This is a genomic window from Bradyrhizobium sp. LA6.8 (assembly GCF_040547935.1).
GTDB lineage: Bacteria > Pseudomonadota > Alphaproteobacteria > Rhizobiales > Xanthobacteraceae > Bradyrhizobium > Bradyrhizobium barranii.
The window spans coordinates 1,236,754-1,263,146 of sequence record NZ_JBEPQQ010000002.1 but is presented as its reverse complement, the minus strand read 5'-3'; the positions used below and the strand labels follow the sequence as shown (position 1 = coordinate 1,263,146).

At 62.5% G+C, this 26,393-nt stretch carries 22 protein-coding genes; 8 read left to right on the top strand and 14 right to left on the bottom strand.

The genetic code is table 11. The features are described from left to right. Positions 1 to 202: 202 nt before the first annotated feature. The 3 genes from ABIA90_RS13070 to ABIA90_RS13060 all read left to right on the top strand — a co-directional run bounded on the left by ABIA90_RS13070 (position 203) and on the right by ABIA90_RS13060 (position 3,652). The gene (locus ABIA90_RS13070; RefSeq protein WP_354120154.1) at positions 203 to 1,708 is read left to right on the top strand and encodes a threonine/serine exporter family protein; all 1,506 of its coding nucleotides are present in this window, start codon (positions 203 to 205) and stop codon (positions 1,706 to 1,708) included. A 106-nt stretch (positions 1,709 to 1,814) separates the two neighbouring features. After that, positions 1,815 to 3,146 (top strand): NAD(P)/FAD-dependent oxidoreductase, encoded by a 1,332-nt coding sequence (locus ABIA90_RS13065; protein ID WP_354122451.1) that lies wholly within the window; start codon positions 1,815 to 1,817, stop codon positions 3,144 to 3,146. Between the two features lie 56 nt (positions 3,147 to 3,202). Next, the gene (locus ABIA90_RS13060; protein ID WP_354120153.1) at positions 3,203 to 3,652 is read left to right on the top strand and encodes a hypothetical protein; all 450 of its coding nucleotides are present in this window, start codon (positions 3,203 to 3,205) and stop codon (positions 3,650 to 3,652) included. Positions 3,653 to 3,718: 66 nt separating this feature from the next. On the opposite strand, the gene ABIA90_RS13055 is transcribed toward ABIA90_RS13060, so the two are convergent. The 7 genes from ABIA90_RS13055 to ABIA90_RS13025 form a co-directional block, all read right to left on the bottom strand. After that, the gene (locus tag ABIA90_RS13055) at positions 3,719 to 4,270 is read right to left on the bottom strand and encodes an NADPH-dependent FMN reductase (protein WP_354120152.1); all 552 of its coding nucleotides are present in this window, start codon (positions 4,268 to 4,270) and stop codon (positions 3,719 to 3,721) included. 14 nt (positions 4,271 to 4,284) lie between these two features. Beyond that, positions 4,285 to 5,070, bottom strand: coding sequence for an enoyl-CoA hydratase (locus ABIA90_RS13050; RefSeq protein WP_354120151.1), 786 nt, complete (start codon positions 5,068 to 5,070; stop codon positions 4,285 to 4,287). An 83-nt stretch (positions 5,071 to 5,153) separates the two neighbouring features. After that, positions 5,154 to 6,380 (bottom strand): CaiB/BaiF CoA transferase family protein, encoded by a 1,227-nt coding sequence (locus ABIA90_RS13045; RefSeq protein WP_354120150.1) that lies wholly within the window; start codon positions 6,378 to 6,380, stop codon positions 5,154 to 5,156. 39 nt (positions 6,381 to 6,419) lie between these two features. After that, a complete protein-coding gene (locus ABIA90_RS13040) occupies positions 6,420 to 7,166 on the bottom strand; it encodes an enoyl-CoA hydratase-related protein (protein WP_354120149.1) in 747 nt (248 codons plus the stop codon). A 160-nt stretch (positions 7,167 to 7,326) separates the two neighbouring features. Beyond that, positions 7,327 to 8,547 (bottom strand): acyl-CoA dehydrogenase family protein, encoded by a 1,221-nt coding sequence (locus tag ABIA90_RS13035; RefSeq protein WP_354120148.1) that lies wholly within the window; start codon positions 8,545 to 8,547, stop codon positions 7,327 to 7,329. 85 nt (positions 8,548 to 8,632) lie between these two features. Then, a complete protein-coding gene (locus ABIA90_RS13030) occupies positions 8,633 to 9,583 on the bottom strand; it encodes a 3-hydroxyacyl-CoA dehydrogenase NAD-binding domain-containing protein (RefSeq protein WP_354120147.1) in 951 nt (316 codons plus the stop codon). A 22-nt stretch (positions 9,584 to 9,605) separates the two neighbouring features. Continuing rightward, a complete protein-coding gene (locus ABIA90_RS13025) occupies positions 9,606 to 10,424 on the bottom strand; it encodes a 3-hydroxyacyl-CoA dehydrogenase (RefSeq protein ID WP_354120146.1) in 819 nt (272 codons plus the stop codon). A gap of 408 nt (positions 10,425 to 10,832) precedes the next feature. Here ABIA90_RS13025 and ABIA90_RS13020 point away from each other — a divergent pair, with 408 nt between their 5' ends. From ABIA90_RS13020 to ABIA90_RS13010, 3 genes are read left to right on the top strand one after another with little or no spacing between them, the layout of a single operon-like run. Continuing rightward, positions 10,833 to 11,894 carry an HlyD family secretion protein gene (locus ABIA90_RS13020; RefSeq protein WP_354120145.1) on the top strand — a complete coding sequence of 354 codons (1,062 nt, stop codon included), beginning with the start codon at positions 10,833 to 10,835 and terminating at the stop codon, positions 11,892 to 11,894. Further along, complete coding sequence (locus ABIA90_RS13015; protein WP_354120144.1) at positions 11,891 to 14,221, top strand: ABC transporter permease; 2,331 nt, start codon at positions 11,891 to 11,893, stop codon at positions 14,219 to 14,221. The genes ABIA90_RS13020 and ABIA90_RS13015 overlap by 4 nt, the downstream gene beginning before the upstream one ends. Further along, complete coding sequence (locus ABIA90_RS13010) at positions 14,208 to 15,182, top strand: HlyD family secretion protein (RefSeq protein ID WP_354120143.1); 975 nt, start codon at positions 14,208 to 14,210, stop codon at positions 15,180 to 15,182. Before ABIA90_RS13015 ends, ABIA90_RS13010 begins: the two co-directional genes overlap by 14 nt. Positions 15,183 to 15,413: 231 nt before the next feature. On the opposite strand, the gene ABIA90_RS13005 is transcribed toward ABIA90_RS13010, so the two are convergent. The 7 genes from ABIA90_RS13005 to ABIA90_RS12975 all read right to left on the bottom strand — a co-directional run bounded on the left by ABIA90_RS13005 (position 15,414) and on the right by ABIA90_RS12975 (position 20,256). Beyond that, positions 15,414 to 16,691 (bottom strand): DUF2130 domain-containing protein, encoded by a 1,278-nt coding sequence (locus ABIA90_RS13005; RefSeq protein WP_354120142.1) that lies wholly within the window; start codon positions 16,689 to 16,691, stop codon positions 15,414 to 15,416. A 164-nt stretch (positions 16,692 to 16,855) separates the two neighbouring features. Further along, positions 16,856 to 17,215: a DUF6634 family protein gene (locus ABIA90_RS13000; protein WP_354120141.1), complete on the bottom strand. Its 360-nt coding sequence runs from the start codon at positions 17,213 to 17,215 to the stop codon at positions 16,856 to 16,858. Between the two features lie 52 nt (positions 17,216 to 17,267). Next, a complete protein-coding gene (locus ABIA90_RS12995; RefSeq protein WP_354120140.1) occupies positions 17,268 to 18,068 on the bottom strand; it encodes a metallophosphoesterase in 801 nt (266 codons plus the stop codon). Continuing rightward, positions 18,065 to 18,577 carry a hypothetical protein gene (locus ABIA90_RS12990; RefSeq protein WP_354120139.1) on the bottom strand — a complete coding sequence of 171 codons (513 nt, stop codon included), beginning with the start codon at positions 18,575 to 18,577 and terminating at the stop codon, positions 18,065 to 18,067. Before ABIA90_RS12990 ends, ABIA90_RS12995 begins: the two co-directional genes overlap by 4 nt. A 182-nt stretch (positions 18,578 to 18,759) precedes the next feature. After that, positions 18,760 to 19,332, bottom strand: a complete 573-nt coding sequence (locus tag ABIA90_RS12985) for a hypothetical protein (protein ID WP_354120138.1) — start codon at positions 19,330 to 19,332, stop codon at positions 18,760 to 18,762. A gap of 3 nt (positions 19,333 to 19,335) precedes the next feature. Next, positions 19,336 to 19,650, bottom strand: a complete 315-nt coding sequence (locus ABIA90_RS12980) for a hypothetical protein (protein ID WP_354120137.1) — start codon at positions 19,648 to 19,650, stop codon at positions 19,336 to 19,338. Positions 19,651 to 19,767: 117 nt separating this feature from the next. Beyond that, a complete protein-coding gene (locus ABIA90_RS12975) occupies positions 19,768 to 20,256 on the bottom strand; it encodes a hypothetical protein (protein ID WP_354120136.1) in 489 nt (162 codons plus the stop codon). Positions 20,257 to 20,521: 265 nt separating this feature from the next. Here ABIA90_RS12975 and ABIA90_RS12970 point away from each other — a divergent pair, with 265 nt between their 5' ends. Both ABIA90_RS12970 and ABIA90_RS12965 read left to right on the top strand, forming a co-directional pair. After that, a complete protein-coding gene (locus ABIA90_RS12970) occupies positions 20,522 to 20,800 on the top strand; it encodes a helix-turn-helix domain-containing protein (RefSeq protein ID WP_354120135.1) in 279 nt (92 codons plus the stop codon). A gap of 260 nt (positions 20,801 to 21,060) precedes the next feature. Then, complete coding sequence (locus tag ABIA90_RS12965) at positions 21,061 to 26,292, top strand: NACHT domain-containing protein (protein WP_354120134.1); 5,232 nt, start codon at positions 21,061 to 21,063, stop codon at positions 26,290 to 26,292. Positions 26,293 to 26,393: the final 101 nt, after the last annotated feature.

Genomic DNA, 26,393 nt, shown 5'->3' with positions numbered 1-26,393 from the left:
TGTGACGTTTGGATCCCTGGTTTGGACGTCGGCGAAATTCGTTCCGTTTGTGCGGAAACGGTCGCCGAGCCTACGGAGAACTATCAATGAAGACGCATTTGCTCTGGACGATTGCAGCTCTTTGCCTGGTGGCCCCAGCCGCGCAGGCGCGATCCACCTATGACGGCTCCTGGGATCTCGTCTTCGTGACGCAAGGCGGCGCATGCGATCCCAGCTACAACTTCACCGTCAATATCTCCGACGGGGTCGTCACGCATCCCAATCTCGTGAAATTCAGGGGCTATGTCGCGAGATCCGGTTCGGTCCGCGCTTCGGTTACGGTTCACGACAAGTTCGCATCCGGCACGGGCAGGCTCTCCGGGAGCTCGGGTCGCGGAAGGTGGAGCGGCTATTCGGGAAGTTCACGATGCTCGGGCTACTGGACCGCGCAACGCAATTGATCGAGCCAAAACAGGAGAGCTCGCGCGCCGAACCGCCGTCTTGCGAGACGGCGCTGAGCACGACCGTGCTGGCGGCCGCTCTTCTGTTTGCTCACGGTCAGACCACGGAACGGACGGTTGTCGCTGCCACGCGCCTTGGGCGCGCGCTCGGCGTCGCGGTGAAGGTGCTCCCGCAATGGGACGAGCTGATCGTCGAATTGGACGGCTCGCGCGTTTCACGAGCTGCGCCCGCCAGGCCGCTCGGTGTCGACATGGGCAGGGTACTCGCCGTTACGACGGTGATAGATCAGATCTGCGACGGAACATTGCCGGCAGGTGCCGCGCAATCCGCACTTGAGTCGGCCGGCCGTCTACCGTCCGTTTCCACGCCACGCTTCACCTTGTTCGCGGCCCTTGGTGCGGCCTCGCTTGGCGTAATCTTCGGCGCGCTCGATGCGATGAGCCTGTTCCTGATCGCAATGAGCGCAGCCACCGGTGCGCTGGTCAGGCGCGGGCTGTCCGGCTTCAGCCATAACCCGCTGCTCCAGCCGCTTTGCGCCGCGCTCGTCGCCGGTGTCGTGGCTGCTGTTGCCAGCCGTTTTCGACTATCGGGTGCAATAGCGCTGGTCGCCTTCTGTCCCTGCATGGTGCTTGTCCCCGGTCCGCATATCCTCAACGGTGCCGTGGACCTCGCTCGCACGCGCATCGCACTGGGCATAACGCGCCTGGCCTATGCCGGCATCATCGTGCTGATGATCTGCGCCGGCGGTCTGTTCGGGTTCACTGCCGCCGGCGGGCAACTCGCGATAGCTGGTCCATCTCTGCCCCTGTCGTTGATCATCGATGTAATTGCAGCAGGATGCGCAGTCGCCGCGTTCGGTACTTTCTTCTCGATGCCATGGCGTCTGCTGCCTTTCCCGATTGCGGTCGGCATGCTTGCACATGCCGCGCACTGGGCGGTGATCTCCGCCGGCGGAAGTGCTCCGGCCGGAACACTCGTCGCCTGCATGTTTGCCAGCGCCCTCACGGCTCCCGTGGTCGATCGCCTGCATCTGCCCTTCGCGGCGGTCGCCTTCTCCGCCGTTGTCTCGTTGATGCCTGGTTTCTTCCTGTTCAACACTGCGACGGGCCTCGTCGAACTGGTCTCAATCGGCCCAGGCGCACCGGCGGCTCTGGTCACCAGTATCGCTGCGAGCAGTGCCACGGCGCTTTTGATCATCACGGCGATGGCCTTCGGGCTGATCCTCCCGCGTATGCTGTACGAGCGGCTCAGACCCTTCCCCGGATGATCAGGCACGGTCGTTCAATGCACCGCAGCGCCATCCAAGATTAATCCTTAGCTCCGCTGTATCTGACCCTGACGGGGGCGGCTGGCCCTGGAGAGTCGGTGTACCCATGACGACAATTCTCACCAAATCGTTCCCGCAAGAAACGCCGCCGTCGACAAAGGCGGCCCCAGGCAAAAATCGCGTCCTGATCGTCGGCGGTGGCTTTGCCGGTATCGCGGCGGCACGGGCTCTGAAGCGAGCCGATGTCGAGATCACGCTGGTCGACCGCCGCAATCACCATATCTTTCAGCCGCTCCTGTACCAGGTCGCCACCGCTGTTCTGGCGCCATCCGAGATCGCGGCACCGATCCGGCAACTCGAGGCAAAGCAGAAAAATCTCAGCGTCATGCTGGCCGAGGTCAAGGGCGTCAACCTGGGAGCACGTACCGTCGAGGCCACCTGCCCGGAGATCGGCAGTCGAAAGCTCGAATACGATTTCCTGGTGATCGCGACCGGAATGCGTCCGAGCTATTTCGGTCATGACGAGTTCGCGCGGTTCGCACCGGGCCTCAAGAGCCTGAGCGACGCCGAAATGATCCGGACCAAGATCCTGAGTGCGTTTGAATTAGCGGAATCGACCGATGACGAGAAGGAACGCGCTCGCCAAACCACGTTCGTTCTGGTGGGCGCCGGCCCGACCGGTGTGGAGCTTGCAGCTTCGATCGCTCAACTGGTCTCGGTAACCCTGCGCAACAATTTCCGCAAGATCGACCCTGCCAAGAGCCGGATTGTTCTACTGGATGGCGGCACTCGCATCCTGCCGACCTTTGCGGAATCGCTGTCGCGAAAGGCAGCCAAGCGACTTACGAAACTCGGCGTCGAGGTGTCGACGGGGGTAAAAGTCGAGAAGGTCGACGACCAGGGCGTGATCGCCGCCGGCGTCCGCATTCCCAGCGCCACCGTGCTTTGGACTGCAGGCGTCAGCGCCTCCCCGGTCGTGAGAATGCTCGGGACCCAGACAGACCGCGCCGGGCGCGCGTTCGTTGGCCCTTTCATGGACATTCCCGAGGCGCCCAATGTCTTTGTTGCAGGAGATGCTGCCACGATGACCCAGGATGGTCACCCCGTCCCCGGGGTTGCACAGGCAGCCATTCAACAGGGACGATTTGTCGGGCAGGTCATCGCCAGCCGCGTCAAGGGACACAAGGATGGCCGACCGTTTCGGTATCGCGACAAGGGCAACATGGCGGTGGTCGGCAAGAATTTTGCCATTCTCGAGTCCGGCCATTTGCGCAGCAGCGGCTTTGTGACCTGGTGGGTGTGGGCAGCGCTGCATGTGCTCGCCCTGCCGCAGCTCCAGAACAGGTTTCGAGTCCAGACCCAGTGGTTCTGGTCGTATCTGTCGGGGCAAAGGAGCTCACGGCTGATTTCCGAGGACCGGCGGTCGTCCTCGTCATAGTTGCGTCCAATCAAGACCTGGCAACCATTCCCGGAAATTCGTTAAGGACTCCACCTGTGGACGCTTCCATCATATCCGCGCTGGCCGCTCTTACCGGTGCAGCCGTCGGCGGTCTGACAAGCGGAATAGCCAATTGGCGGAGCCAGCGAAGCCAGGTCCGCGCCCAGTGGGTTCTTCACGAGGAGACTCGCCGGCAGACCCTGTACAGGGATTTCATCGAGGACGCCGCCAAATGTTACATCGATGCGCTCCAGCACGATAAAGCCGACATTCCGAGCCTGGTCAGCCTTTACGCCAAGATGAGCGCGATGCGGGCGATATCTTCAAAGCCGGTGGTCCGTCATGCCGAAGACGTCACCCGAAAAATCCTGGACACCTATCTGGAGCCGGACAAGAGCTTTGTCCAACTGCGCGAAATGGCCATCGATGGCACGATCGATCTGCTGCATGACTTCAGCCGCGCGTGCCGCGACGAATTCGAGCAAATGCGGCCGATCCATTTTTGAGCGTGACGCTGCGATTTCAGCCCGCTCTTGTCGCGAGGGGGCAGACGCGCTGCCCCTGAGATCGGATCATTTGGGCCCAACCGTCTCGGCCCAATTGACGAACGCCTGCATGAACGCCTGGAGGAATTTGCTGGTGCCGTCGCCGGCGAGCTTGCCGTGCTCATCGAACAGCTTGTCGACATGGCCGAGATAGGCCTCAGGCTGCTGCAGGGTCGGCACGTTCAGGAACACGAGCGATTGCCTGAGATGATGATTGGCGCCGAAGCCTCCGATCGCCCCGGGCGAGCCGCTGACGATCGCACCCGGCTTGCGGTCCCAGACGCTGCGTCCATACGGTCTGGAGCCGACATCCAGCGCGTTCTTGAGCACGGCAGGCACTGACCGGTTATATTCCGGCGTGACGAACAGAACGGCGTCGGCGGCCTTGATGCGCTGGCGGAACGCGGTCCATTGCGCGGGCGGAGCTGCGGTCTCGAGATCTTCATTGTAAAATGGCAATCCTCCGATGTCGACGATGTCGAGCCTCATCGAGGACGGTGCCAGCGAGATCAGTGCATTCGCCAGCATCCCGTTGAACGAAGCCTTCCGCAGGCTTCCAACCAATACGCATACGTTCATCGGCTTTTCCTTGGTCATACAGTCGCTTGAGACTTGATGTTTCGCGTGAAGTCGGGCTTGCGCTTTTCCACGAAAGCCGTGAACGCCTCCCTTGCGTCTTCGGAGCGGACCTGCGTGCTGAACTCTTCGTTCTCGGCCTTCATCGCGGCCTTGATCTGCTCGCGAAATGGCTGCTTCATGAGCCACTTGCTGGCCTGTAACGCAGCCGCGGGCTTCGCTGCCAGCTTCCGGGCCGTGTCGGTTGCCTTCGCCCGGAGATCGTTGTCGGGAACGACTTCAGTCGCCAGACCCAGCTCCACCGCGCGCCTGGCATCGAAGGGAGCCCCCAGCAAGATCAGCTCGGCCGCGCGGAGGTGACCGATCCGCGTCGGCACCGAGCAGCTCGATCCGAACTCAGGCACGACAGCCAGATTGATGAAGGGCATCTGGAATTTTGTGCTCTCCCCGGCGTAGATGAAATCGCAGTGCGTCAGCATCGTGGTGCCGCCGCCGATGGCGGCGCCGTGGACGGCCGCGACCAATGGCTTGTCGAAGTCGACCAACGCCTTCATGAGGCCAGCCTGAGGCGATTCGCCCGGCCCCGGAGGGTTCTTGAGAAAATCGTCGATGTCGTTGCCGGCGCAGAACGAATCTCCCGCACCATGCCAGAGGACGACGCGTGTGCTCTCGTCCTTCGACGCCGCGTTGAAGATGTCCGCGAGAGCCACGTACATGGCCGACGTCATCGCGTTCCGTTTTGTCGGACGGTTCAACTGGATGCGCAGGATGCCTGCGGCCTGTTCGGTAACGATCTCATCCATTGTCGAACTCCTGATCCCTTTGGTGAATTTCAGTGCAAACGCAGGGTCGCGGCGGCTTGCGCCGCCCCGATCATGCCATCGCGCTAGGCCGCGCGTTCCTTTGGCTTCGGAATGGCACCGCTCGCACGCAGACCATCGATCTCGGCCGCACTGAATCCCAGTTGCTGGAGAACCTCGTCGTTGTGTTCTCCGATCTTCGGGGCGCGCTTTGCCGACACCTTGGCGACACCGTGCACCTGAAGCGGGCTGGAGATCGTGGACGTCAGCTTGCCGCCGGCGCCCTCGAGCGGAACGATGATGTCATTGGCCCGGAGCTGGGGATCGTTGATCACCTCCTGCGGCCCGCGCACCGCACCGAACGTCACGTGGGCGCCGTTGAACACCTCGTACCAATGTGCCATCGGCTCGGAACAGAAGGTCTGGTCGAGAATCGCCGTGAGTTCCGTCATGTTCGCCATCAGCTTGGCCGGGTCGGAGAAGCGCGGATCAGTCAGGAGATCGGGGCGGCCGATCGCCTTCGCCACGGCCTCTACCTTGTCGGGCGTGATGATGAGAACGAACCAGGTATCATCCTTGGCGCGATACACGTTCATGGCGGCATTTGCGGGGTGCATGCGATCATGCAGCCCGAAGAATTTCGCATCGCAGAGTGCTGCCTGGATCGAGACGCTCGCGGACCACACGCCCTCGGCGAGCAGCGAGGTCGTGACGTGCGCCCCCTGCCCCGTGCGCTCGCGACGATACAGGGCGGTGACGATCGCCGAATAGAGCCCGACGGCGGTGGCGTTGTCGCCGCTGCCGGCCACCGGCCAGGTCGGCGGCGCGCCGGCGTCGCGCGTCATCGACAGCAAGCCGCTGCGCGCCCAGTACGACGTGATGTCGAAGCCGGGGAGATCCGCATCCGGTCCCTTGTCGCCGAAGCCCGTGAGGTCTGCGTAGATCAGCCGCGGGTTCCACCCCACCACATCGTCATATTCGAGCTTCAATTTCTTCCGCGCCGGATGCGGCGTGTTGACGACGAGAACGTCGGCCCATTTGACCAGCTTTTCGAGAATCTGATGGGCACTCGGAGATTTCAGATCAATTGCCATGCCACGCTTGTTGCGATTGGCCAGATGCCAGGGATAGGCATCGTCAGCGACCGGCTGCGGCGGCATATGATTCGCGTGTCGCCACAGCTCGCCGCTCGGCGGCTCGACCTTGATCACGTCGGCACCGAAATCGGACAAGATCACGGCGGCGCTGGGACCCGCGATGAAGCTCGCGAGGTCCACCACCTTTAGTCCGGAGAAAATGTTGTCGTTTGCCATGGGCGTCCTTTCCAGATCCTCGTAGACAGCGGCGTTGTTTCAGCGGCCGCGAAACTGCGGCGCACGTTTCTCGAGGAAGGCGGCGGTGCCTTCCTTCTTGTCTTCGGTGGCGGCGCAAATGCCGAAGAAGGATGCTTCCAGCACAAGGCCTTCGCTTTGGCTCGTCTCCATCCCCTTGTTGGCGGCTTCCAGCGAGAACTTCACGGCGATCGGCGCGTTGGCCATGATCTGCTTCAGGATTGTCTCGGCACGATCGATCAGGCCGGCCGCGGGAACGACTTCGTTGACGAGGCCGATGCGATAGGCTTCCTGCGCCGAAATCGTCTCGCCCGTGAGGATCAGCTGCAACGCACGGCCCTTTCCGACCAGGCGCGGCAGGCGTTGCGTTCCACCACCGCCAGGCAGCAGACCGAGCTTGACCTCGGGTTGCCCGAATTTGGCGTGCTCGGCTGCGATCCTGATGGTGCAGGCCATCGCGGTCTCGCAGCCGCCGCCAAGGGCAAAGCCGTTGATCGCCGCAATCACCGGCTTGCCGAGATTTTCAATGAGGTCCAGCACGCCCTGCCCGAACCGGCTGGACTCCTCGGCATCGTAGGCGTCGACATGTGCAAGTTCACTGATATCGGCGCCGGCGATGAACGCCTTGTCGCCCGCGCCGGTGAGGATGACGCCGCGCACGGACGCGTCCGCCTTGGCGTCTTCGAATGCGGCGTGCAGATCGGTCCAGGTCGGCGTATTGAGCGCGTTGAGTACCTTCGGCCGATTGACCGTAACGTAGGCGATCACACCCTTTTTCTCGTACTGGACGTTCGCAAGGGCCAGCGCCGCTCTGGGTACGGAGCTTGGTGCTGTTGCGGGTGAAGGGGTGAACGGTGCAGTTCCCGAAACCATAGTCATGTCTCCTGGGTAGGGCCGCCGGCGCTGGTGCACCGGCGCCGCTGAGAAGTCAGAGGAAGGCGCCGTGACCGGTGATGGCCTTGCCCACGATCAGATTCTGCATCTGGTACGTACCTTCGTAGGAGTAGAGCGCCTCGGCATCGGCGAAGAAGCGCGCGACGTTGTAGTCGGCGACGATGCCGTTGCCGCCCAGCACCTCGCGGCCCCAGGAAACCGTCTCGCGCGATTTCGAGGTACAGAACGCTTTCGCCAGCGCGGCGTGATGGTCGCCAAGCTTGCCTTCGTCATCGAGCTGCGCGAGGCGGAGCATCAGGCACTGGCACGCGGTCAGATTGCCAAGCATCTTGGCGAGCAGATCCTGGATCAGCTGGAACGAAGCGATCGGCTTGCCGAATTGCAGTCGCTCCTGGGCGTATTTGAGGGTGGCCTCGTATGCGCCCATCTGGATGCCGGTCGACGCCCAGCCCACCATGTACCGCGTCATCCGCAGCACGCGCGCGGTATCACGGAACGAATTGCCGCCCTGGAGGCGGTTCGCTTCAGGCACCCGCACGTCCTTCAGCGTGATCTGGCCGTTCTGGACCACCTTGAGCGCGATCTTGTGCTCGATCTTCTCGACGCTGAACCCGGGCGTCGACTTGTTCTCGACGATGAAGCCCTTGACCTGATTGTCGGCTAGGTCGCGTGCCCAGATGATGGAGATGTCGCACCACGGCGCATTGCCGATCCACCGCTTCTGTCCGTTGAGAATCCAGGTATCGCCTTCACGCTTGGCGGTCGTGGTCAGGCCGCCGCTCGTTCCGGAACCGACCAGCGGCTCGGTGAGGCCGAAGCAGCCGATCTTCTCCCAGCGCGCCATCGCCGGCAGCCATTTCTGCTTCTGCTCCTCGGAGCCATCGAGATAGATCGAGCCCATGGCGAGGCCGCTGTGCACGCCGAAGAACGTGCAGAACGAGGCGTCAGTGCGCGCCAGCTCCATCGCGACGAAGCCGAACAGCTTCTGGCTGCCGCCCGCGCAACCATAGCCCTCGAAGCCGAGCCCACCGAGGCCAAGCTCCTTGAACGACGGCAGCAGCTCGAACGGAAACGCGTCCTCGGACCAGTATTTGTTGATGACCGGCTGGACCTTGGTCTCCATATATGACCGCACCTTATGGACGACCGCTCTCTCCTCAGCGGTGAGAAGATCGACCAGCTGATAGAAGTCTCCATTGGGCGCGGGCACCGGCTTCGGCGCGGCGCTCTTGCTTGCTGTGCTTGCGGTGGGCATTTGCGATATCTCCTCGCTGCGGCTCGGAAGCCTGAAAAGTGACGGGTTGAACGTATGATTGATCTCGACAGCGTCGCCGATTTCGTTAGCTCGGCCTGGCAGCTTTCTTGCGCAGCTCAATCAAGCCGAGCAGAACTTCGTCGCGCTCCGCCTCCAACTCCGCGATGGTGCGCGAGCCGGCTTCGGCATGGACGCTGTCGATCAGCTTCTTTTGCACGTCCGGCGTCAGTACCGGCGAGCCGAGGGTCTTCCACCAGGCAGTCATCGGGCCGGTGAACTGCCGGAAGAAGTGCTCGATGCCGCCCGGACCGCCACCGAGATGGTTGAGCATCAGGCCGCCCATGACGCCCCAGCGCAGGCCTGGCCCCCAGGACAGGGCGGTGTCGACGTCAGCGGCGCTCACCACACCCTCGGCGACGAGGTAATAGATTTCGCGGCTCAGCGCCGCCTGGAGCCGGTTGGCGACATGCCCCGGCATTTCCTTGTTGACGCGCACCGTCCGTTGCCCGATCGAAGTATAGAATTCATCCGCGCGCTGGATTGTCGCTGCCGAGGTCTTCGCCCCACCCACGATCTCGACCAGCGGGATCAAGTGCGGTGGATTGAACGGGTGACCGATGACGCAGCGCTCTGGGTGGGACGCAGCCCCCTTCTGGATTTCGCTCATGGTGAGCCCCGACGAGCTCGATGCGATGATCACGTCGGGGGGCAACAGCTCGTCGAGCTGGCCATAGAGCTTCTGCTTGAATTCGATCCGTTCGGGCCCGTTCTCCTGGACGAGGTCGGCACCGGCGAGTGCCTGGGGGAGATCGGCCGTGAACGTCAGGTTCGACTGCGACGCTCCGGGCGACAGGCCCAATCGCTTCAGCGCCGGCCAGGCGGTGTCCACAAACTTCCTCAACGCGGCTTCAGCGTTCGGTGCAGGGTCCGTTGCGACGACGTGAAGTCCTTTGGCGAGAAACAGCGAGCTCCAGCTCGCGCCGATCACGCCGGTGCCGATGATGGCGATGCGGCGAATGGGCTTGGTCTCGGTCATGTCACTCTCTCCAATGCGTTGGTCAGACTTCGGCATAGGCAATGCCGGTGAGGTTGCCCTGGGCGAAGAGGAAGTTGCGCTCGCCGGATCCGTCGAGCTGTGCGGAGTAGATCGAGCCGGCAAAATCGGTCACGAACATGCGATCGTTCGGGACGTCGAGCGCAATGCCGATCCCTTCCATGAGATGTGTCACCACGATCTCGGGCTCGGCAGGCTTGTTGTCGATCGAGGCGCGGTTCACCGTATTGCCGCGCGGCGGGTCGCCGCGGTCGGTCCAGTAGAGAATGCGGCTCTTGTGATCGATCTCCAGATCGATCGGCTCCGGCAGACCATCGTAGAATATCTCGATGTCGGATCTGGTGGCTGCGGTCTGGCCGGCGGGGATTTCGACATTGGCGCGGAAGATGCGGCCCAGCCCGGCATTGTCGGGCCCCTTTTGCGTCCAGTAGATGCGTCCGAATTTCGGGTCGATCGCCAGCCCGACGCACCATCGTGTCTGGTCCTTGCGATCGGCCTCACTGTGGCCGGCCTCGATGAGCGTCTCCAACTGCGAACCATTGAGATTGCAGCGCATGACGCGCATGCCTTCGCGATCGCACCAGTAGAGCTTGTCACCTTTCTTATCGAGAATGATCTGCTTCGGAGTGTGGGTCTCTCCCTTCGGAACGATGGTCTTGCGGTTCTTGCCGTCGACGTCGGCCCGCTCGATCGATCCGTCGTTCAGGCTTGGGACGCCCATGTTGGTCCAGTAGATGTGGCCCGCTTCGACGTCCACGACGATGCCGTCCGGCAAGTGACAGCCCGTCACGATCGTCGTGCGATCGGAGCCATCCGCATTCATCAGGTGAATGCAGCCTGCATTCAGCTCGAGAACGAACAAGCGAGGGACTGTGGAGTTTGAAGATTTCGTGACGGCTTTTGCCATGGCGCACCCTGCATCGTGGCCCGACCACCGACCGGGTCAGGTGGCCATGACTATGTCCTGATTGCCGACGGTCATCTTGGACAGGAATGTCATCGTTGGGATGCGTCTGCTGCTTGATCACTTGCGAACCTCTGTGGGCATCGGGACAACGAAATGCGAGAGCAGCAGCTTTCAACAAGTCGGGCATCAAACATCCAAGCACGCGCAATGGACAGGCCACATGGTCAAGACTTGCGGCCCATAAAATCAGCAGATCGCGATTGGACAGGGCCTGACAGCCAAATATACTGAATGGCGATCCGGTCACGGGAAAGGGAGTCAGGCATGGACGCGCCGAGCTCTGACAAGGATATTCGAGAGACACCCGACGCGCCGCGCGACGATCAAGCGAAAGCCGCCCGCAACACGGTGGGGGCTCCGGCCATTATCGTCTGCATCGTTGCGGCTGCCGTCGTCGGGCTTTCCGTCTTCTATCTGTTGCGGCCGGAACCACTGCTCGTACAGGGCGAGGTCGATGCAACGCGGCTCGATATCGCCGCGCGTGTCGACGGACGGGTCGGCAAGATCCCCGTCGAACGTGGCCAGAACATTGCTGCGGGCGCAGTGCTCGTCCAGATCGACAATCCCGAAACACTGGCCAAACACGAGCAGATGAAGGCGGCCAAGGCTGTTGCGGACGCCCAGCTTGCCAACGTGCTCGTCGGAACGCGGGTGGAGGTGATCGCGGCACGGAAGGCGGAAATGGAGCGGGCGCAGGCTGCGCTCGTGCTGGCGCAGAAGACCTTTGACCGCACGCACACCTTGGCCGATCAGGGTAACGCGCCGCAGGCCCGCCTCGATCAGGCGACCGACGCATTGCGCGAAAGCGAGCGTGCGGTCGACCAGGCCAAATCGGCCTATGAGCAGGCGGTCAACGGCTACACCAAGGAGGAGCGGGCCATCGCCGCGACCAACGTCGAAAAGGCCAGTGCCGACATCCAGAGCGTCCAATCGACCATCGATCAGCTCGTGGTCTATGCGCCCGTCGCCTCGCAGGTCTATCAGCGCAATGTGGAGCCTGGAGAATACGTGTCGCCGGGCGTCCCGCTTGTTACCTTGATTAATCTGGCCGACCTCTGGGTGCATTTCGATCTTCGCGAGGATCTCGTCAAAGGCCTCAAGGTCGGCGATCGCTTCGATGTCCGCATCCCCGCCCTCAGCGACCGCTCCGTCACGGTCGAGGTCAAGCTCATCGCGACCAAGGGCGAATATGCAAGCTGGCGGGCCACGCGTGCTTCGGGTGATTTCGATCTGCGCACGTTCTCTATCCGTGCCTATCCCGTCCAGCCCGTCCCCGAGTTGCGACCGGGAATGAGCGCCTACCTCGACTGGCGATCCCGGCAATGATTGCGACCTCAAAGCCCGGATTCTGGCTGGTCGCGCGGCGCGAATGCCGCTGGTTGCTTCGGGATCGCGTGGCGCTGCTGCTAATCTTCGGCGTGCCGCTGTTCGCCTTCGTGGTCCTCACGACGGTTTTCAGCCATCCGGTCATTCGCGGGCTCGGGGTGACGGTCGTCGACGAGGACAAGTCGGACACCTCGCGGGCCCTGGTGGAATACATTGCGGCGTCGCCAAGCCTGAAGATCGTCGACCGCTCCGGCACGCTGTCCACGGCCGTGCGGGACATACGCTCCGGCAAGTCGCTCTCGGCCGTCTATATCCCGCCGGATTTCGACCGCGACCTGAAGGCCGCGCGCCGCCCCCAGATCGTCGGTTTCTATAACCAGCAATTTTTGACTCCCTCCGGCATCGCCTCCTCGGGTCTCAGCGATTCACTTTCCGCAGCGGCAGCGGTGGCCGCTCCCGCCAGCCGCGCGGCACCTGCGCCAACGTCCCTGGGTGCGCTCAAGGCGGAGACCATGGCGCTCGTCAATCCGCAGAAGAACTACGCTCAGTTTCTGCTGCGCGCGCTGCTGCCGACTATCATCCATGTGGTGATGACCCTTGCCGCCGGATATTCCGTCGGCTCCGAATTCCGCCGCCGCGACGCGCGGGCCTGGCTCGAAAGCGCAGGTGGCGATCCGCTCGTCGCGCTGGCCGGCAAGCTCGCGCCGCTGTTCTGCATCTTCTTCCTGATCATGCTGGCCGAGCCGCTGTTCCTGGAGGGCGCGCTGGCGATCCCCTTCAAGGGCGACCTGCCGTTGATGATCGCCGCGGCCTCGCTGCTGATCATCGCCTATCTGTCGCTTGGCGCCCTGCTCCAGCTTCTGGTCGGCGATCTCGCGACGGGACTCGGACTCGCGGGTCTGATCGCCTCGCCCGCCTTCGGCTATGCTGGCGTCGGCTTTCCCACCATCGGCATGAACGCTTTTGCGCAGACCTGGAGCGCGATCCTGCCGCTGCGCTGGTACATGACCGTCCTGCTCGGACAGGCCGCACGGGGATTGCCTGTCGCCGATTCCGCCATTCCCTTCGCCGCGCTTGCGGGCCTCGCACTGCTCTTTGCCGGCCTGGCATGGTTGCGCATGGTGAACGTAACCCGCAAGGGCTGGTTTGCAACGGTACGACCTGCCGAGCCGTCCGAAACGGAAGAAGTACCCTCGGGCGTCGGCGGTGCCTTCAAGGCCGAGTGGCGGCGCGTACTGGGAACGCGGAGCGCCTTCACGCTGCTGTTTCTCGCACCCCTCATTTACGGCATCTACTATCCGCAGCCCTATCTGAATCAGATCCTGCGCAAGCTCCCGATCGCCGTCGTCGACAACGATCTCAGCGATCTCAGCCGGCAGATCGTCGGGACGCTGGATGCGAGCGGCGCATTAAGCGTGACGGTTCGCGCCCGAACGCTCGCCGAGGCGCGCTCCGCGATCGATCGCGGGCAGGCCTTTGCCGTCGTCGAGATTCCACCCAACACCGAGCGCGACGTGCTCAAGGGCATCACCGCCCACATCCCGGTCTATGCGGACGCAACCTATCTGTTCATCTTCAGAACGAGCGCCAGCGGGCTGGCCACCGCCATCGGAACGTTGGCGTCCGAGCTCGTTTCGCGCGGCGCGCGCCCGGATGGCAGCCTCGTCAAGGCGAAGCTCGCAAGCTCAAGCCCGGCCGATGTGCTGCTGCAGCCGATCTTCAACCCGGTTGGCGGTTATGCGAGCTACGTCGTTCCGGCGGCGTTCATCCTGATCCTGCAGCAGACCCTGCTGATCGGCGCGGCGATGTTGACCGGCACTGCGCTGGCGAGCGGCGGCGCGGCCTTTGCCGGCGTGCTCGGCCGCGGCATCGCGCATCTGACCGTCTATCTTCCCGCGCTCGCGCTCTACGTCATCGTGCTGCCCCGCATCTACGGTTTTTCGACGCTCGGCCATCTTCCGCAGATCCTCGCGCTCGCGAGCGTCTTTCTGCTGGCGACGAGCTTCATGGGCCAGGCCGTCGGGGCCTGGTTCACGCGACCGGAGAACGCAACCATCCTGCTGCTGGCGACGAGCCTGCCGCAGTTCTTCATGGCCGGCTTCGCGTGGCCGCGCGAAGCGATTCCGGACGTGGCCCTTGCGTTCGGCCGGTTGTTCCCGGCCGACTCCGCGATCGACGGCCTTGTGCGCGTCAACCAGCTCGGCGCCGGCATCTGGGAGGTTGCGCATGACTGGCTCGCATTGTGGTGCCTGGCGCTCGGCTACTTCGCGCTCGCGGTGATCTCGGCATTTGCCGTCAGGAGGAGACAGGGACATGCCCAACCTTAGACCTGCCGCCTTCGTCGCGATTCCGCTCGCGCTGATCGCGGCGGGCGCGCTGCTCTATGTCATGCGCCACTCGGCACCGCCGGCAGCCATCGTCGGCGTCGTGCGCGCGACCGAGATCAGGGTCGAGCCGGAGGTCAACGGCCAGCTGGTCTCGATCGCGGTCGAGAAGGGTGCCTCTGTGAAGGCCGGCGACGTCGTGGCGCGGCTCTCGGCGGTGGAGTTGACGGCGCAGGCGGACCAGGCGCGTGCCGCGCTCGCGTCCGCCGTCGCAAGCCGCAACAACGTCTATGCCGGCGTGCGCCGCGAACAGGTCGATTCGCTGAAAGCCGCCATCGCCAAGGCCGGCGCCCGCCTCGACTACGTGCAGGCTCAGCTCACCCGGACCAGCACGCTCGCACGGCAGAATTTTGAATCGCAGCAGAACCTCGACCAGGCCGTGAATGACGTAGCCGCCGCGCAGGCCGACGTTGCCGAGGCCCAGGCCAATTACGATGCGGCGGTGGCGGGGCCGACCAAGGAGGAGCGCGCCATCGCCGATACACAGGTGCAGGCCGCGGCCGCCGCCGTCGCCGTGCTCGAGCGCCGTCTCGACAAGATGGTGCTGCGCGCCCCGGCCGACGGCGTGGTCAGCGTCATCGCCGCCGAGGTCGGCGAGAATGTTCGCGCCGGCCAGCCGATCCTGATGGTCGAGGCGGCCGGCAAGCAATGGCTCTCGTTCAACGTGCGCGAGGATCATCTCGATCGTCTCGCGATGGGAGAAACAGCGAACGTGATGCGGAACGGCGCTAATGGCGCGACCAAGGCGGTCATCACCGAGCTGCGGCCGCTCGGCGTGTTTGCCACCTGGCAGGCCGAGCGGGTGATTGGCGATCATGACCGCAATACGCTGCGCTTGCGCCTCGATCCCAAGGGAGAGTCGACGGACTTTGAGCCGGGCATGAGTGTGTGGATTGAGAAGTAGCACCGAAGCGTCCAATTCCGTTTGAATTGCGGATGCGTCATAGCGCTGCTCGTTTCGCCCAAGCTTTGCTTCGTCTGAAGCGATCGATCGTTGCGTCCGTCCTTCACGCAAGGTGGTTCTGGAGCGCTTCACGGCAACACTTGGTATCACCATGCATGCTTGCGGTGCCGTCGCTTTGAGCTAGGACCCCGCTACGCGTCACCGGCGCGCAAGCCGCGACCGCCCTCCGTCTCACGTGCCAGAGGGCTCAGGCAGCGGCGCAATCGCTAAGATATCCAAACCCTCAATCTCCTGCATCGCACGGCCGGCTATTCCCTCGAGATCGCCATAGAGGCCAACCGTGGCCTCCAACACGGCCCTGAGTTGCTCCTCGCGCCTGGCCCACAGTCTCGTCATCGCCTTGCGCTCACGGTCGAGATCGGCCTGCATCTCCGAGAACCGCTCGACGATGGCCTCGACGCGATGCCGAAAGCGCGGCCCCGTCAAGTAGGCATAGACGAGCTCTGTCTTCGTATGTTGTCCCTCCTGACGCAAACGCGCACCATCGATCTCGACGAGCGCTTGCCTTAAAGCTGCGGCAACGGGCGTCGCAAAGCGCGGTTTAACGACCCAGACGTTGTCGACGAGATCGAACGTGTCGAGCCCTTTGGGCAAGGCCGACGAAACGATGATAGCTACATCCGCCTGGGCGGCCCGCTGGTCGTCGCGCAACTTCGCGAGCCAGCCATCACTCCAGCTCTTTGTCCGCTTCGACTCCCAAAGGATGCTGCCGCAGGCCTGACCGGCGGAACCGATCACACTATGCAGGATGTCGCCGCCGAACACGCCCTTTGGCACAGGCTCGATGAGGTCTCCGGGAAAGCGAGCGCGGAGCAACGATTCGAGTTCGATCTCTTGCGCCTCTCCTTGGAGCTGCTGCGAGCCCTGCTCCGCCTTCCGACGAAGATCTTCGATCCGGCGCTGCATGCCGGCGATCTGCGCCTCTTTCTCGGAGACCTTGGCCTTGAGGTCGTCTTCGGCCTCGATCTTGGCCCTCTCGTGCACGGAGGCAAGCTCCTGCTGAACTCTTCTCTCCACCGTCAGTTCGAGTTCGCGCTTGGCGTCATCGAGTTCGCGCTGCTTGCGTAGGGTCTCAGCATGCGCCATCTGCGCCACCGCGAGCTTGTCCGCGTTGATCGTGAGCATTTGCCGCAGCTCGCCAAGCTCCCGTTCCCGGTCATCCAGTTCTTCTGCGACGACTTGGCGCGCTCGGCTGGCCTCCATTTCGGTGATTCTGGCCTGCTCAGTCCGAAGGCGTGCGGCAACTTGAGCGTCGACGTCCTCCCTCGCCTTGGCGATCTCGTCCTGTGCTTGCCTGATCTGCGCCTCGCGGCAGTCGAACTCTGCCTCCTTCACCACAAGCTTTTGCTCGAACTGACGCTGTACTTCGGCGACGAGCGGCGCCGCGAGCGATTCGGTCAGCTTGATCTCGGTTCCGCAATTGGTACAGACGATTTTGGGTTCGGTCATGGCATCGGTCCTTGGGTGTTCGGCTGCGTGGCTGGTGCGGGAAGCGCCCTTAGTTGGGACAACAGCGCGTGCAGTCTCTGGCGGCTGCGGCCGGCGCGGTAACGTCCAGAGCGCTCGGTATTGTCGGTTTCGTCATGTGTCTGCCTTCCGATTTTCAGCCATGATCAGTGCACCGCAGGGTGCAAGCGGCGAAGGTCGTCTCGGTTGACTGGACGACCGAGCCGGTAGAAGCGCGAGAGGCTTCTCACCCACCTTTCCTGCGGATCCGCCCACCAAAGTTGAGTCGTCATGATCGTCCGATCGCCATGGACGGGATGACCGGAGACCCGTCCGACAAGGTGCAGTCCTTCGGGCGTTAACGTCGGAGTCCAGTTCTCAAGCAGCGGCGCGTTCTGCAACTGCCACGACGAGACGGAACAGTGGACTTTGAGCTGCTCACAGTCATCCGCAAGCCGACGCAGGCGAAGCGCCAGGTCCGGAGAGATAAGGGCGGGATCGAGAAAGCGAAAGAAGTGCGTCAACATGATTGAAACTCGAATCTATGCAGGGCTGGCCGATACGGTGGAAAGGCCGACGTCACCCGCTGATGTCCAACGTCAGCTCGCCGTCGAATCTGGGGTTCTCCGGCCCGTAGCCGTGGGGATTACAAATGATCCGCGTGGCACCGACACGGTAGTCGGACGAATTGTGGACGTGACCATGCACCCAAATTGTTGGCCGATAGGTCTCGATCAGTGCGGACAGATCAGACACGAATGCTCCAGTGATGTGATCACGGCGGAATTTTGGATCGATGGACGACCAGTGGACAGCGTGATGCGTGACGACCAGCGTCGGTCCGTCGAAGGCGGTTGCCAGGACGCTCTCGATGTACGACTTCGACTGATGATGCATCGCCGCGGCTTCTCGTGGCCTGAATCTCTGCCAGGGTCGCTTCTGCCAACCGATGCGCCGATGATCATTCATTCCGTCGACGCACGCATTCATCACCAGGCCCAGGCTCGCCTCGCCGAAGGCCCGGTAATCGGTCCAGAGCGTTGCACCAACGATACGGACAGAGCCGCCGCCTCCCAATTCCCGCGACCTGCCTCCCAGCACTCGAGTATCGTTTTCCAGGAGGTGGATGTTAAATGTGGGCGCATGCGCGCGAGCGGCCGCCAATTCGTCGTGGACGAAGCGGCGGTAGTATTCGTGGTTGCCGAGCACCATGACGATAGTGATGTGCATGGGCACGATCCGGCGCAAATGTTCGAACGCCTTGAGCGCCCCCTCACACGTGTCCCCCGCGACGATGACCAGGTCGACATCATCCGCGACGGTAATCTTCTTGATCGGCAGAACGTCGATGTGGAGATCAGAAAAGATCTGAGCTTTCATGCGCGGCCTTCGTCTCCATTCTCAGCGTAGCGTTCCCTCAACGCGGCCAGCAGCGCAGCTTCCTCGGTGCTGAACGCACGCCGGTGCGGCGAGCGATTGACATGTTGGACGAACCAAGAGGCGGAAAGCTCGGTCGCGTGGGCGTGACCAAGCTCAGTGCGGCCGAGAACGTTGGCCAAGACCAGCGCGGCCGCGCAGTCGCCGTCGGCAGCGCAACGAAGCAATGCCGTCATTACAATGTCGACCTCGAGCGTGAAATCCTGGATTGGTGTCACCAGGAACGTCACCGCGATAGCCGCGGCAGCATCACCCCGCAAAGCTGCTCGGAGTTCGGCTCCACCACGCAGCACCTCAATGCGTTCCAGCGTCGCGTGCAACAGCAGCTTCTCGGCGTCCCGAAGCTTGTCCGACGGCAAGGTCCGCCACCATGAGAGCGGCAGCGTGTCCTGGGAGGTGAACGGCCAAGGCCTGTTTGCGAGCAAGACGGCCTGATTGTGCTTGGTTCTCATGGTTACTGTTGCCTCACCTATTCGTCACGCCTTGCTCAAATTTGAATCCTTGATTGCGCCCCCTAGGTCACTCTGTGACTTGGGACGGTCGGGAGAGCCCCCGAAAGGGGCTCTCCGCCTCGCCTCACCACGCCGGGCCACGCGATGCCTCGCCGGGCCACGCCCCGCCTGTGGGATCCCTGCTAATCGATGATCTCCACCTCGAAAGTGCCGTTCTGCGGTCGCCAATCGCCAAGCCCGCGCGTAAACCCGGCGAGCAGGTAGGTGTCGTAGACTTCGTCGCGGTCTATCAAGGTCGGCAAGTAGCGCGCGGTGAACTCCACGCTCCAGTCGTTGAAGACCGGGCGCGTCCGCATCGTGCGGGCACCATGCACGTTCACGCCGAGGCGCAACTTAAAGCGCTTGTCCCGCCAGAGCTCGTCCATGTCGTGCGCTCCGTCGTAGCGGAGCGCTGCGTTGTGGTCGACGACGAGTCCAGCTTCAGCCTGCATCGTGCGACGGCGCGATTTCGCCGCCTGCACGAACGTCGCCATGAGCGCGTCCAAGGGAATGCAGGGCTGGCCGCCGTCGAGCCAGAGACCGCCGTTCCATTCGACGCGGGCGATCTCCTCGTGATCGGCCTCGGTTTTCGACCTCTTGGAGGTAAGGCGCGCCAATTCTTTGGTGATGGGGTCCAGCGGATCGGCCAAACGCCCGGAATGCATGATGAGACGCTTAGTGCCCACCAGCCGGAGGCGGATAGATTCTGCCTTCATGATCTAGATGTCCTTGCGGGTTGGATCGACGAGGGAACTGCGCACATCGCGAAGGCGCGGCACGTCCGCGCGGAGCGGGGTCCGTCGGCGATAACGGCGGCGGCGCAGGATGGACGTGACCTCGCGATGGCAATTGCCGCACAGCGCGACCAGATCGCCGTCGCGCTCGGCGCCGAGGTTGTCGTAGTCGCGATGATGCGCCTCAAGCGGTCCCTGCTCCGCGCAGAGACGGCACTTGCCTTGCGCGAACGTGAGCTCGCGCAAACGTGCGCTGTTGGTTCGCCAGCGATGGCTCGTGATGTAGGCCGCGTATTCCATCCATTCTCCGGTCTTTGGGCTTGGTTCGGCGCGACCGGCGTCCACCGGTCGCGCGTCCCTCTCGTCGAGTTGCGATCTCGGGCGACATGCAGCCACCCGGATTGCGCTTACTCGGGTTCAGGCAGCCGTCGCCGCCTCATCCTCCTGGGGAGCAGCCGGCTTGAGGATGTTACGCACCGGCTCGGGGCGGCGGATCGCCTGTTCGTACTCGTCGCGGCGCAGCTTGCTGTTCCAGGAAGCGGCCGGCGACTTGCACGACCGCAGACCGCGAACGCCGAGCTGGGCGAGCGTGTGAAACAGGATGACCGCGGCAGCCTTGGTATTGTTGCCGTTCGACAGCGCGCAGTTCAGCAACGCGGTCATCAGCGCATCGAGCTCCGCGTTGAGGCGCTGGACGGGCCACGCTGCGACGACCAGCGCCGTAGCTTCCGCGGTGTCGCCGGTGCTCGCAGCGATCCACCTCGGATCATCGACGACGGCCTGCGAGAGGAAGTGGTGGATCGCCTCGCGATCGGCATCGGTGAAATCGTCGGCGTCCTTGCGGCGCCAGAGACGGTCGGCACGGGCGGGATGGGCGTCGGGAGAAAGGTGGATCGGAGCAGGCATGGGTGATCGTTCAGTCTTCCGGGAAGACTGTCCTCTGTAGGGGCGGGTTGATCTGGGGTGGTGTCGTTAGGTCGCGCTGGGTGGCGGCGACTTACCCCGTGTCCGGGGATGTCCAGCGACGAGGTGCGATCCCGATCTGGGTGAGACCTGGGGTCGCCACCTCGGCGCGCCGACTGAGTCCGCGCTGGGCCTCAAAGGAGTTGCTTTTCGCGTCAGGGGCAGGCATCAATGCTCAACTCGATTTGCTTGTTTCAGGCAATATTGCATGAAAGCTGCAAAATTGCAAGCCCTTTCTACGCCCGCTCCTCCATCAATGGTTAACGGTTCGCAAATTCGCGCGGCTCGCGCGTGGCTGAACCTATCGAGGGAGGATCTTTCGCGGGACTCGCACGTGGCCGTGCGCACGATCGCGACGATCGAGTCCGGTCAGAGCGTCACGCCGCGCACGCTGGCTGACATCGAGCGCGCGCTGCGGGCTCGGGGGATCGATTTCATTTTCGAGAATGGGCGTCCGGCGGGGATACGTGGACCGTCCGAGGAGTGAGTTCTTGTGGCACCCCTCACGTGGTGCTGCCATTCAGTCTCACGGGAATCTTTCGGCGAAATCGCTCAATCGGCGCGAAGGCCCGCCATCGAAGGTATGGAAGTCACACACGTAGCTCGTACAGAGCTCTCATTCGGTCGCTCGTCGCTTTTGCGCAACATAGGCGCGACGAATTCCCAACGTCATACCACCCTTGGGATATCATAGGAAAACTAGCGGCATCCGTTGTTGTGTTCCCGCTTTGACTCTAAAATCTGGCAATGTCCCTCTCGTCTAAGGAGACGTACCAACCAGCCAAAATCGCAGCCCCGGCGGCGACGGGCGGGGCTGGGCCTCAGTTCGAGGCCAAGGTTGGTGCATTCTACGTTCTGCCGCTGCTGTCGGGCGGCGAGCCGCGGGGCCTTCCCGGGGCAATCGTCCGCAGCGTCGCCTTTCAGCAACGGGTCGCGGAGCACCCGCTCGACGATGTGGTGGTCAAGGCTGTCAATCGCGACGGCTCCCCGGCCACGCTGGAGATCCAGGTCAAACGCAGCCTGACCTTCACCGCCTCCGACACCGAATTTCGCGACGTCGTCGGACAAATCTGGGAAGCGGCGCAGAAGCCTGACTTCGCGACCAGCCGATACGAGCTGGCCGCCGCGATCGCGCGAACGACAACGCGCATCGAGCAAGCCTGCCAGGAAGCCTTGCACTGGGCCCGCCAATTACCGGATGGCGCGACCTTTGCCGCCCATATCAACCGCCCGACTTTCGCATCAGACGCGATGCGCAGCTTCGTCGACGTCTTTCGCGCCGACCTCGCACTGGCCGGCGCGCCGACGGACCAGGAGACGGTCTGGCGGCTGCTTCGTCGCTTCCAGATTCTGGTCTTTGATTTTGAGTCAATCGGCTCGGACTACGACCATCGGGCGCGCGAACATTTGCGTTGGATACTCGCCCCCGACCAGGCTGACCGCGCCAACGACCTCTGGCCGGTTCTCATCGATCTTGTTGGCGCAAACGCTCGCGCGGCCGGCGCAATGGATCGGCCTACGATCGTCACGACGCTCGAGCAGCGGCATGGAATTCGCTTTACGGCGCATCCCTATGTGCGTCCTGTCTATGAGCGCCTGACGGAAGCCGCTGAGCAGGCGCTCGATGAAATCGACGAAACCGTTGGTGGTGTGCGCCTTGCGCGAAACCGGCTGATCGATGAAGCGTACAACGTCCTCCACCAGCATCCCGTGATGCTAATACAGGGGCGGCCCGGTGTCGGCAAATCCGCGATCATGAAGCATCTCGCTGTGCGCCTGCAAGCGGAGAGCTGCGTCCTGGCTCTGCGCCGCGGCAGGATCATCCCGGGCGGTTGGATCGCGATGGCTCACACGATCGGCTGGGCGGGTTCGCAGGCAGAATTGTTCAATGAGCTTGGGGCGGGTGGCGGAGCCGTACTGTTCGTCGACAACATCGACCAAATAGACGATCCAGGCGAATGGGCCACAGTCACCGATCTGCTGTCGCAAGCGGCCCGGAGTCAGGGCTGGCGCGTCGTCGCAACCTGCGGCGTCGAAAGTGGTGACTGGAAAACGAAACTTCCCGCGCGCGCAAGAACGGCAGGCATCGGCGCTTTGATGGTTGGGGCCTTGTCGGATGAGGAAAAAGCCGAGCTGTCCTCGCAGAACAAGGCACTTGCTCTGATTTTGGCCGATGGCCATCCGGCAAAGGGAATTTCTGAAAACCTCTTTTATCTGTCGCGCTTGGTCGAACTCGGTGTCGGACAGGACGCCGGCATCGCAACCGAACTTGACCTCGCGCGCCTGTGGTGGCGTTACGGTGGTGGACGACCCGAGGACGACCGTAGATTCGCGCGCTTGAGGCTGCTGCGTGCAATCGGCGCGCAAGCGGTCTCGAATCCATCGCAGGCAACTTTCAATGTCGACAATCTCGATTCCGCGACCATCGCCGAGTTGTTGCGTCTCGAAAGTCTGCGCGAGGAAATCAGAGGCGCTAGTGTAACGTTCCGCCACGATGTTCTGCGTGATTGGACGATTGGCTTCCAGCTTTATGAAGACGCCACTCTATTGGCGATGCAGCCGATGGATCGGCCGCTGCCGACCGTCCTGGGGCGCGGGCTGGAGATAGCAGCAAGATTAGTGTTGGTGGATGATCCTACTGGGCAACGCTGGCTTGCATTGCTGGCCATTGTAGAGCGCGAAGGCAGCCATGGGAGCTGGAAGCGCCCGATATTGCTGGCACTTCCCCGTTCTGAAGATGCCTTAGACTATTTTGTGACGCTGACGCCCGTTCTGCTGGAGTCAGGTGGGCGCCGTCTGCGCGAAGTCATTCGGCTGATGATCGCAGTAGAGTCCGAGCCTCTCGCCGCCTTGGTCGCGCGTATGCGGCCCGACATATCCGTTCCGGCCGGCGCAGGCGATCTGATCGCGCCGAAAGGCCCGGGCTGGGCCGCGCTTGTGGTTTGGCTCACGATCTCGTTGAAGTCTTTACCGACCGGGCTCATTCCGGACGTCGTAAAGGTGTTTCAGGCCTGGTTGACCGTAACGCACGCTCACAATCACCCGATCAACGCCCAGATCGTCGATATTCTGTTTGGTTGGCTCGCTCTGATCGAGGCCCGGCTGTCGCATCGCATTTACAACGACATCAGCGAGGCTCCGCCGCAGCTCAACATCGATCACCCGCGCGATGTGCGTGACGAAATCCGGATGATCGCGTTCACTTTCGCGAACCTAAATCCGGCTGCCGCAGCTCAATATCTCAACGCTATCAATGCGCAACCGATCAACTATCACGATCAGCAAACTCTCCTTCAGTCGCCCGGGATGCTGCCTGAAGCGGCCCCTGGGCCATTTGCGGATTTTGTGCTGGGAACCGTGATCGAGAAGGATGATGAAGACCGTTACTATTCGCGGCGTCGCGACTACGGTCCGTTCCAGATTCACGAGCATGTCTTTCTGGATACGCCGCCCGACGGTGGTCCATTCCTCTCGGTTCTGAACGCTTCCCGCGAGGACGGCTTGCGGCTCGTACGTGGGCTTGTCGAGCACGCGACGCAATGGCGACGTGAGCACTACCAGGAGCAGCGAACCCCATTTGCACAGCTGACGATCCGATTTCCTGACAATGAGAAAACTTTCGAGGGCGATCTCACTGTCTATCGCTGGGCGCGCGTCTCGGCTCCCTCGCGCATAGCAACGACCGCCTTGATGGCGCTCGAAGCGTGGGGCCATCTGCAAATTGAGGCTGGACGCCCGTTCAGCGATGTCGTCAACGATATTCTTGTTCCTAACGGCTCAAGCGTTGCGTTTCTCTCTGTCGCGATCGACCTTGCTCTCTCGCATTGGTCGGCCGCCGCCGATGCAGCTTGGCCCATGGCAGCCAATCCCCAACTGCTTCAATTCGATGAGGACCGTTTCAGGCAGGACATCTCCGGCGTCAATCGTCTACCGCGTACGAGAGGACAGCAGATCCAAGCGGCCCTTCGCGTGGACCTCAACGCAAAGCCGTCGCGCCGAACCCGCTTGCTCGATATGATTGGGCGTTACGCCTTCCGCGACGATACGACGGCCCTCGGACTCCTGCGGGCCGCCCTCGAACAAGCTCGTGACGAGATCGGTGGCCGAGCCGCCGCCGATGACAATGATGATCGAAATGATCGCCTGCGCGCACTAGCCGAGCGGGCTTTGCGCATGTCGGATGCCGAGAATTGGGAGGCCGTACGAGGGGTTTTGCCGGACGGCAGGCAAGTCGAGGGCTACCAATTCAAGGAAATTCCAGAAGAGCAACAGACGAGAGACGATCAAGCATCGCGAGCGAACGCCGACCTTCAGCGCATGAATATCCGCCTTCGCATCAAGTCTGCCCTCCTTGAGCCCAACAAATCGACGCCGGCTCTCCTGCAGGAAGCGCTCGCGTGGGCGAGAGCGCAGCCCTTGGATGTCGAACCTAAGTCAGACGAGGATGACGAGAATTACGACGCGGAATGGAACCGGCGAGCTGTAGTAATGGCCGCTGCGCTTGCCGCGCGCGATTATGAAGCCGCAGATCGTGAGGACACACTCGCTTGGGCGCGCCCAATCCTGCTGACAGCATCGGCACAAAACGACCGCGAATATCGCGGCAACGATCAGATTGAACATAACACGACGGCTTCTGCCACGCTCGGCATCATCTCTGTCTTCCTGAGAGATCAGGACAAGACGATGCGCGAAATGATCCTAGAGCTATCAGCGTACGAGCACCCTGCGGTGCTGGAAGCGCTGGCTCAGAGCCTGTTGCGCCTTAGTGAGGTGAACGATCGAATTCCGCGCTCCATCATCCGCGTCGTCATGGTCAGCGCGGTCCATCCGCGCCGAGTCCTAGGTCTTGAGCAGCAGAAGGCGAATGATCGCCTTCACCGCGAAGCGATCGATGCTGCGATCCACATCGAACGGCGTTGGCTTGACGGAGACGGCGCGGAACCGTCATGGCCCCAGCTGGCGTCGTGGCATGCGGCGCCGCGTCGGGGCATTCGCTTGGGCAACGATGGACACATTGAAGACGACGATGACGACCACGAGCCGCCGAGCCACTATGTCGATGAGCAAGCGCTCGCCAAGCTTGCACATCATCTCATTCGTTTCACAATCGACGACGTGCCTGCCTGGGTTAAGGACCTCGCTGTTTACTTGATGGCATGGACCGACGAGGCGAACGGTCCGCATGACGAAGTCGTCCGCGAGCGCGATCATCGACCGGACACTTGGAACATCGCGTTTTTCAATTTTATCGGGGTGTTGAGTGTCGCCCTGCCGCACGCGGAAGCCGTCGACCTGTTTTTGAATCGTACCGTGAGCTTCAAGGACGAAGCCTTTCATGACGCGATGGCGTCCTTCCTTCGCGGGTATGATAGCGCGACGGTGGCAACGGATACGCGCGATCCTGAGAATCCGACCCATGTTCGTGAATTGTTTGCTGCCCGCATCAAGCTCACCTGGAACTATCGGCGTTTGGGGCGGGAGAAGGGATTTAACAGCGAAACGCATGCCGGCGATGCTCTGACCGCGATGTTCTACCAGCCCTCGCGCTGGGCCGGGACCGCACGTCCGACAATCCCCGTCAATTGGCCAGGCTTGCAAGCAACCATGGCAACGCTGACCGATCTTGTCGTTGGCGCCCCCAGCTCAGGTTATCTGGCAACCTTGTTCTTGAACCTGATTGAATCGTCGCACGACAAGGCGCTCACTCCCTTCGTCGTTCAAGCTATGACGGCATGGTGTTCGGCCTACGGCATTGACCGGAATTTCTGGGCAGAAAAGAACATTGGCAGCCGTGTTTGCGCCTGGCTCGATCGTACCCTAGCCAACGATGCCACGTCGCATGCTGCTGTCCTGGTTGACCGGGTCGATGAGTTGTTCAAGTCACTAGATGTCTTGGTACAGTCGGGTGTCGCCCAAGCACGCATCGTCGAGGAAAAGATCACCAATCCCGAAGGTGGCCGCAACGCCGTTGGCTAGTATAGCTGCCGCACGGCGACACCTGACGCCCCCCGGTACACCGAGCCTGAACATGAATTTCCGCCAGCGGCACAAACGCGAGGTGCGCATCCGGCAGAGTG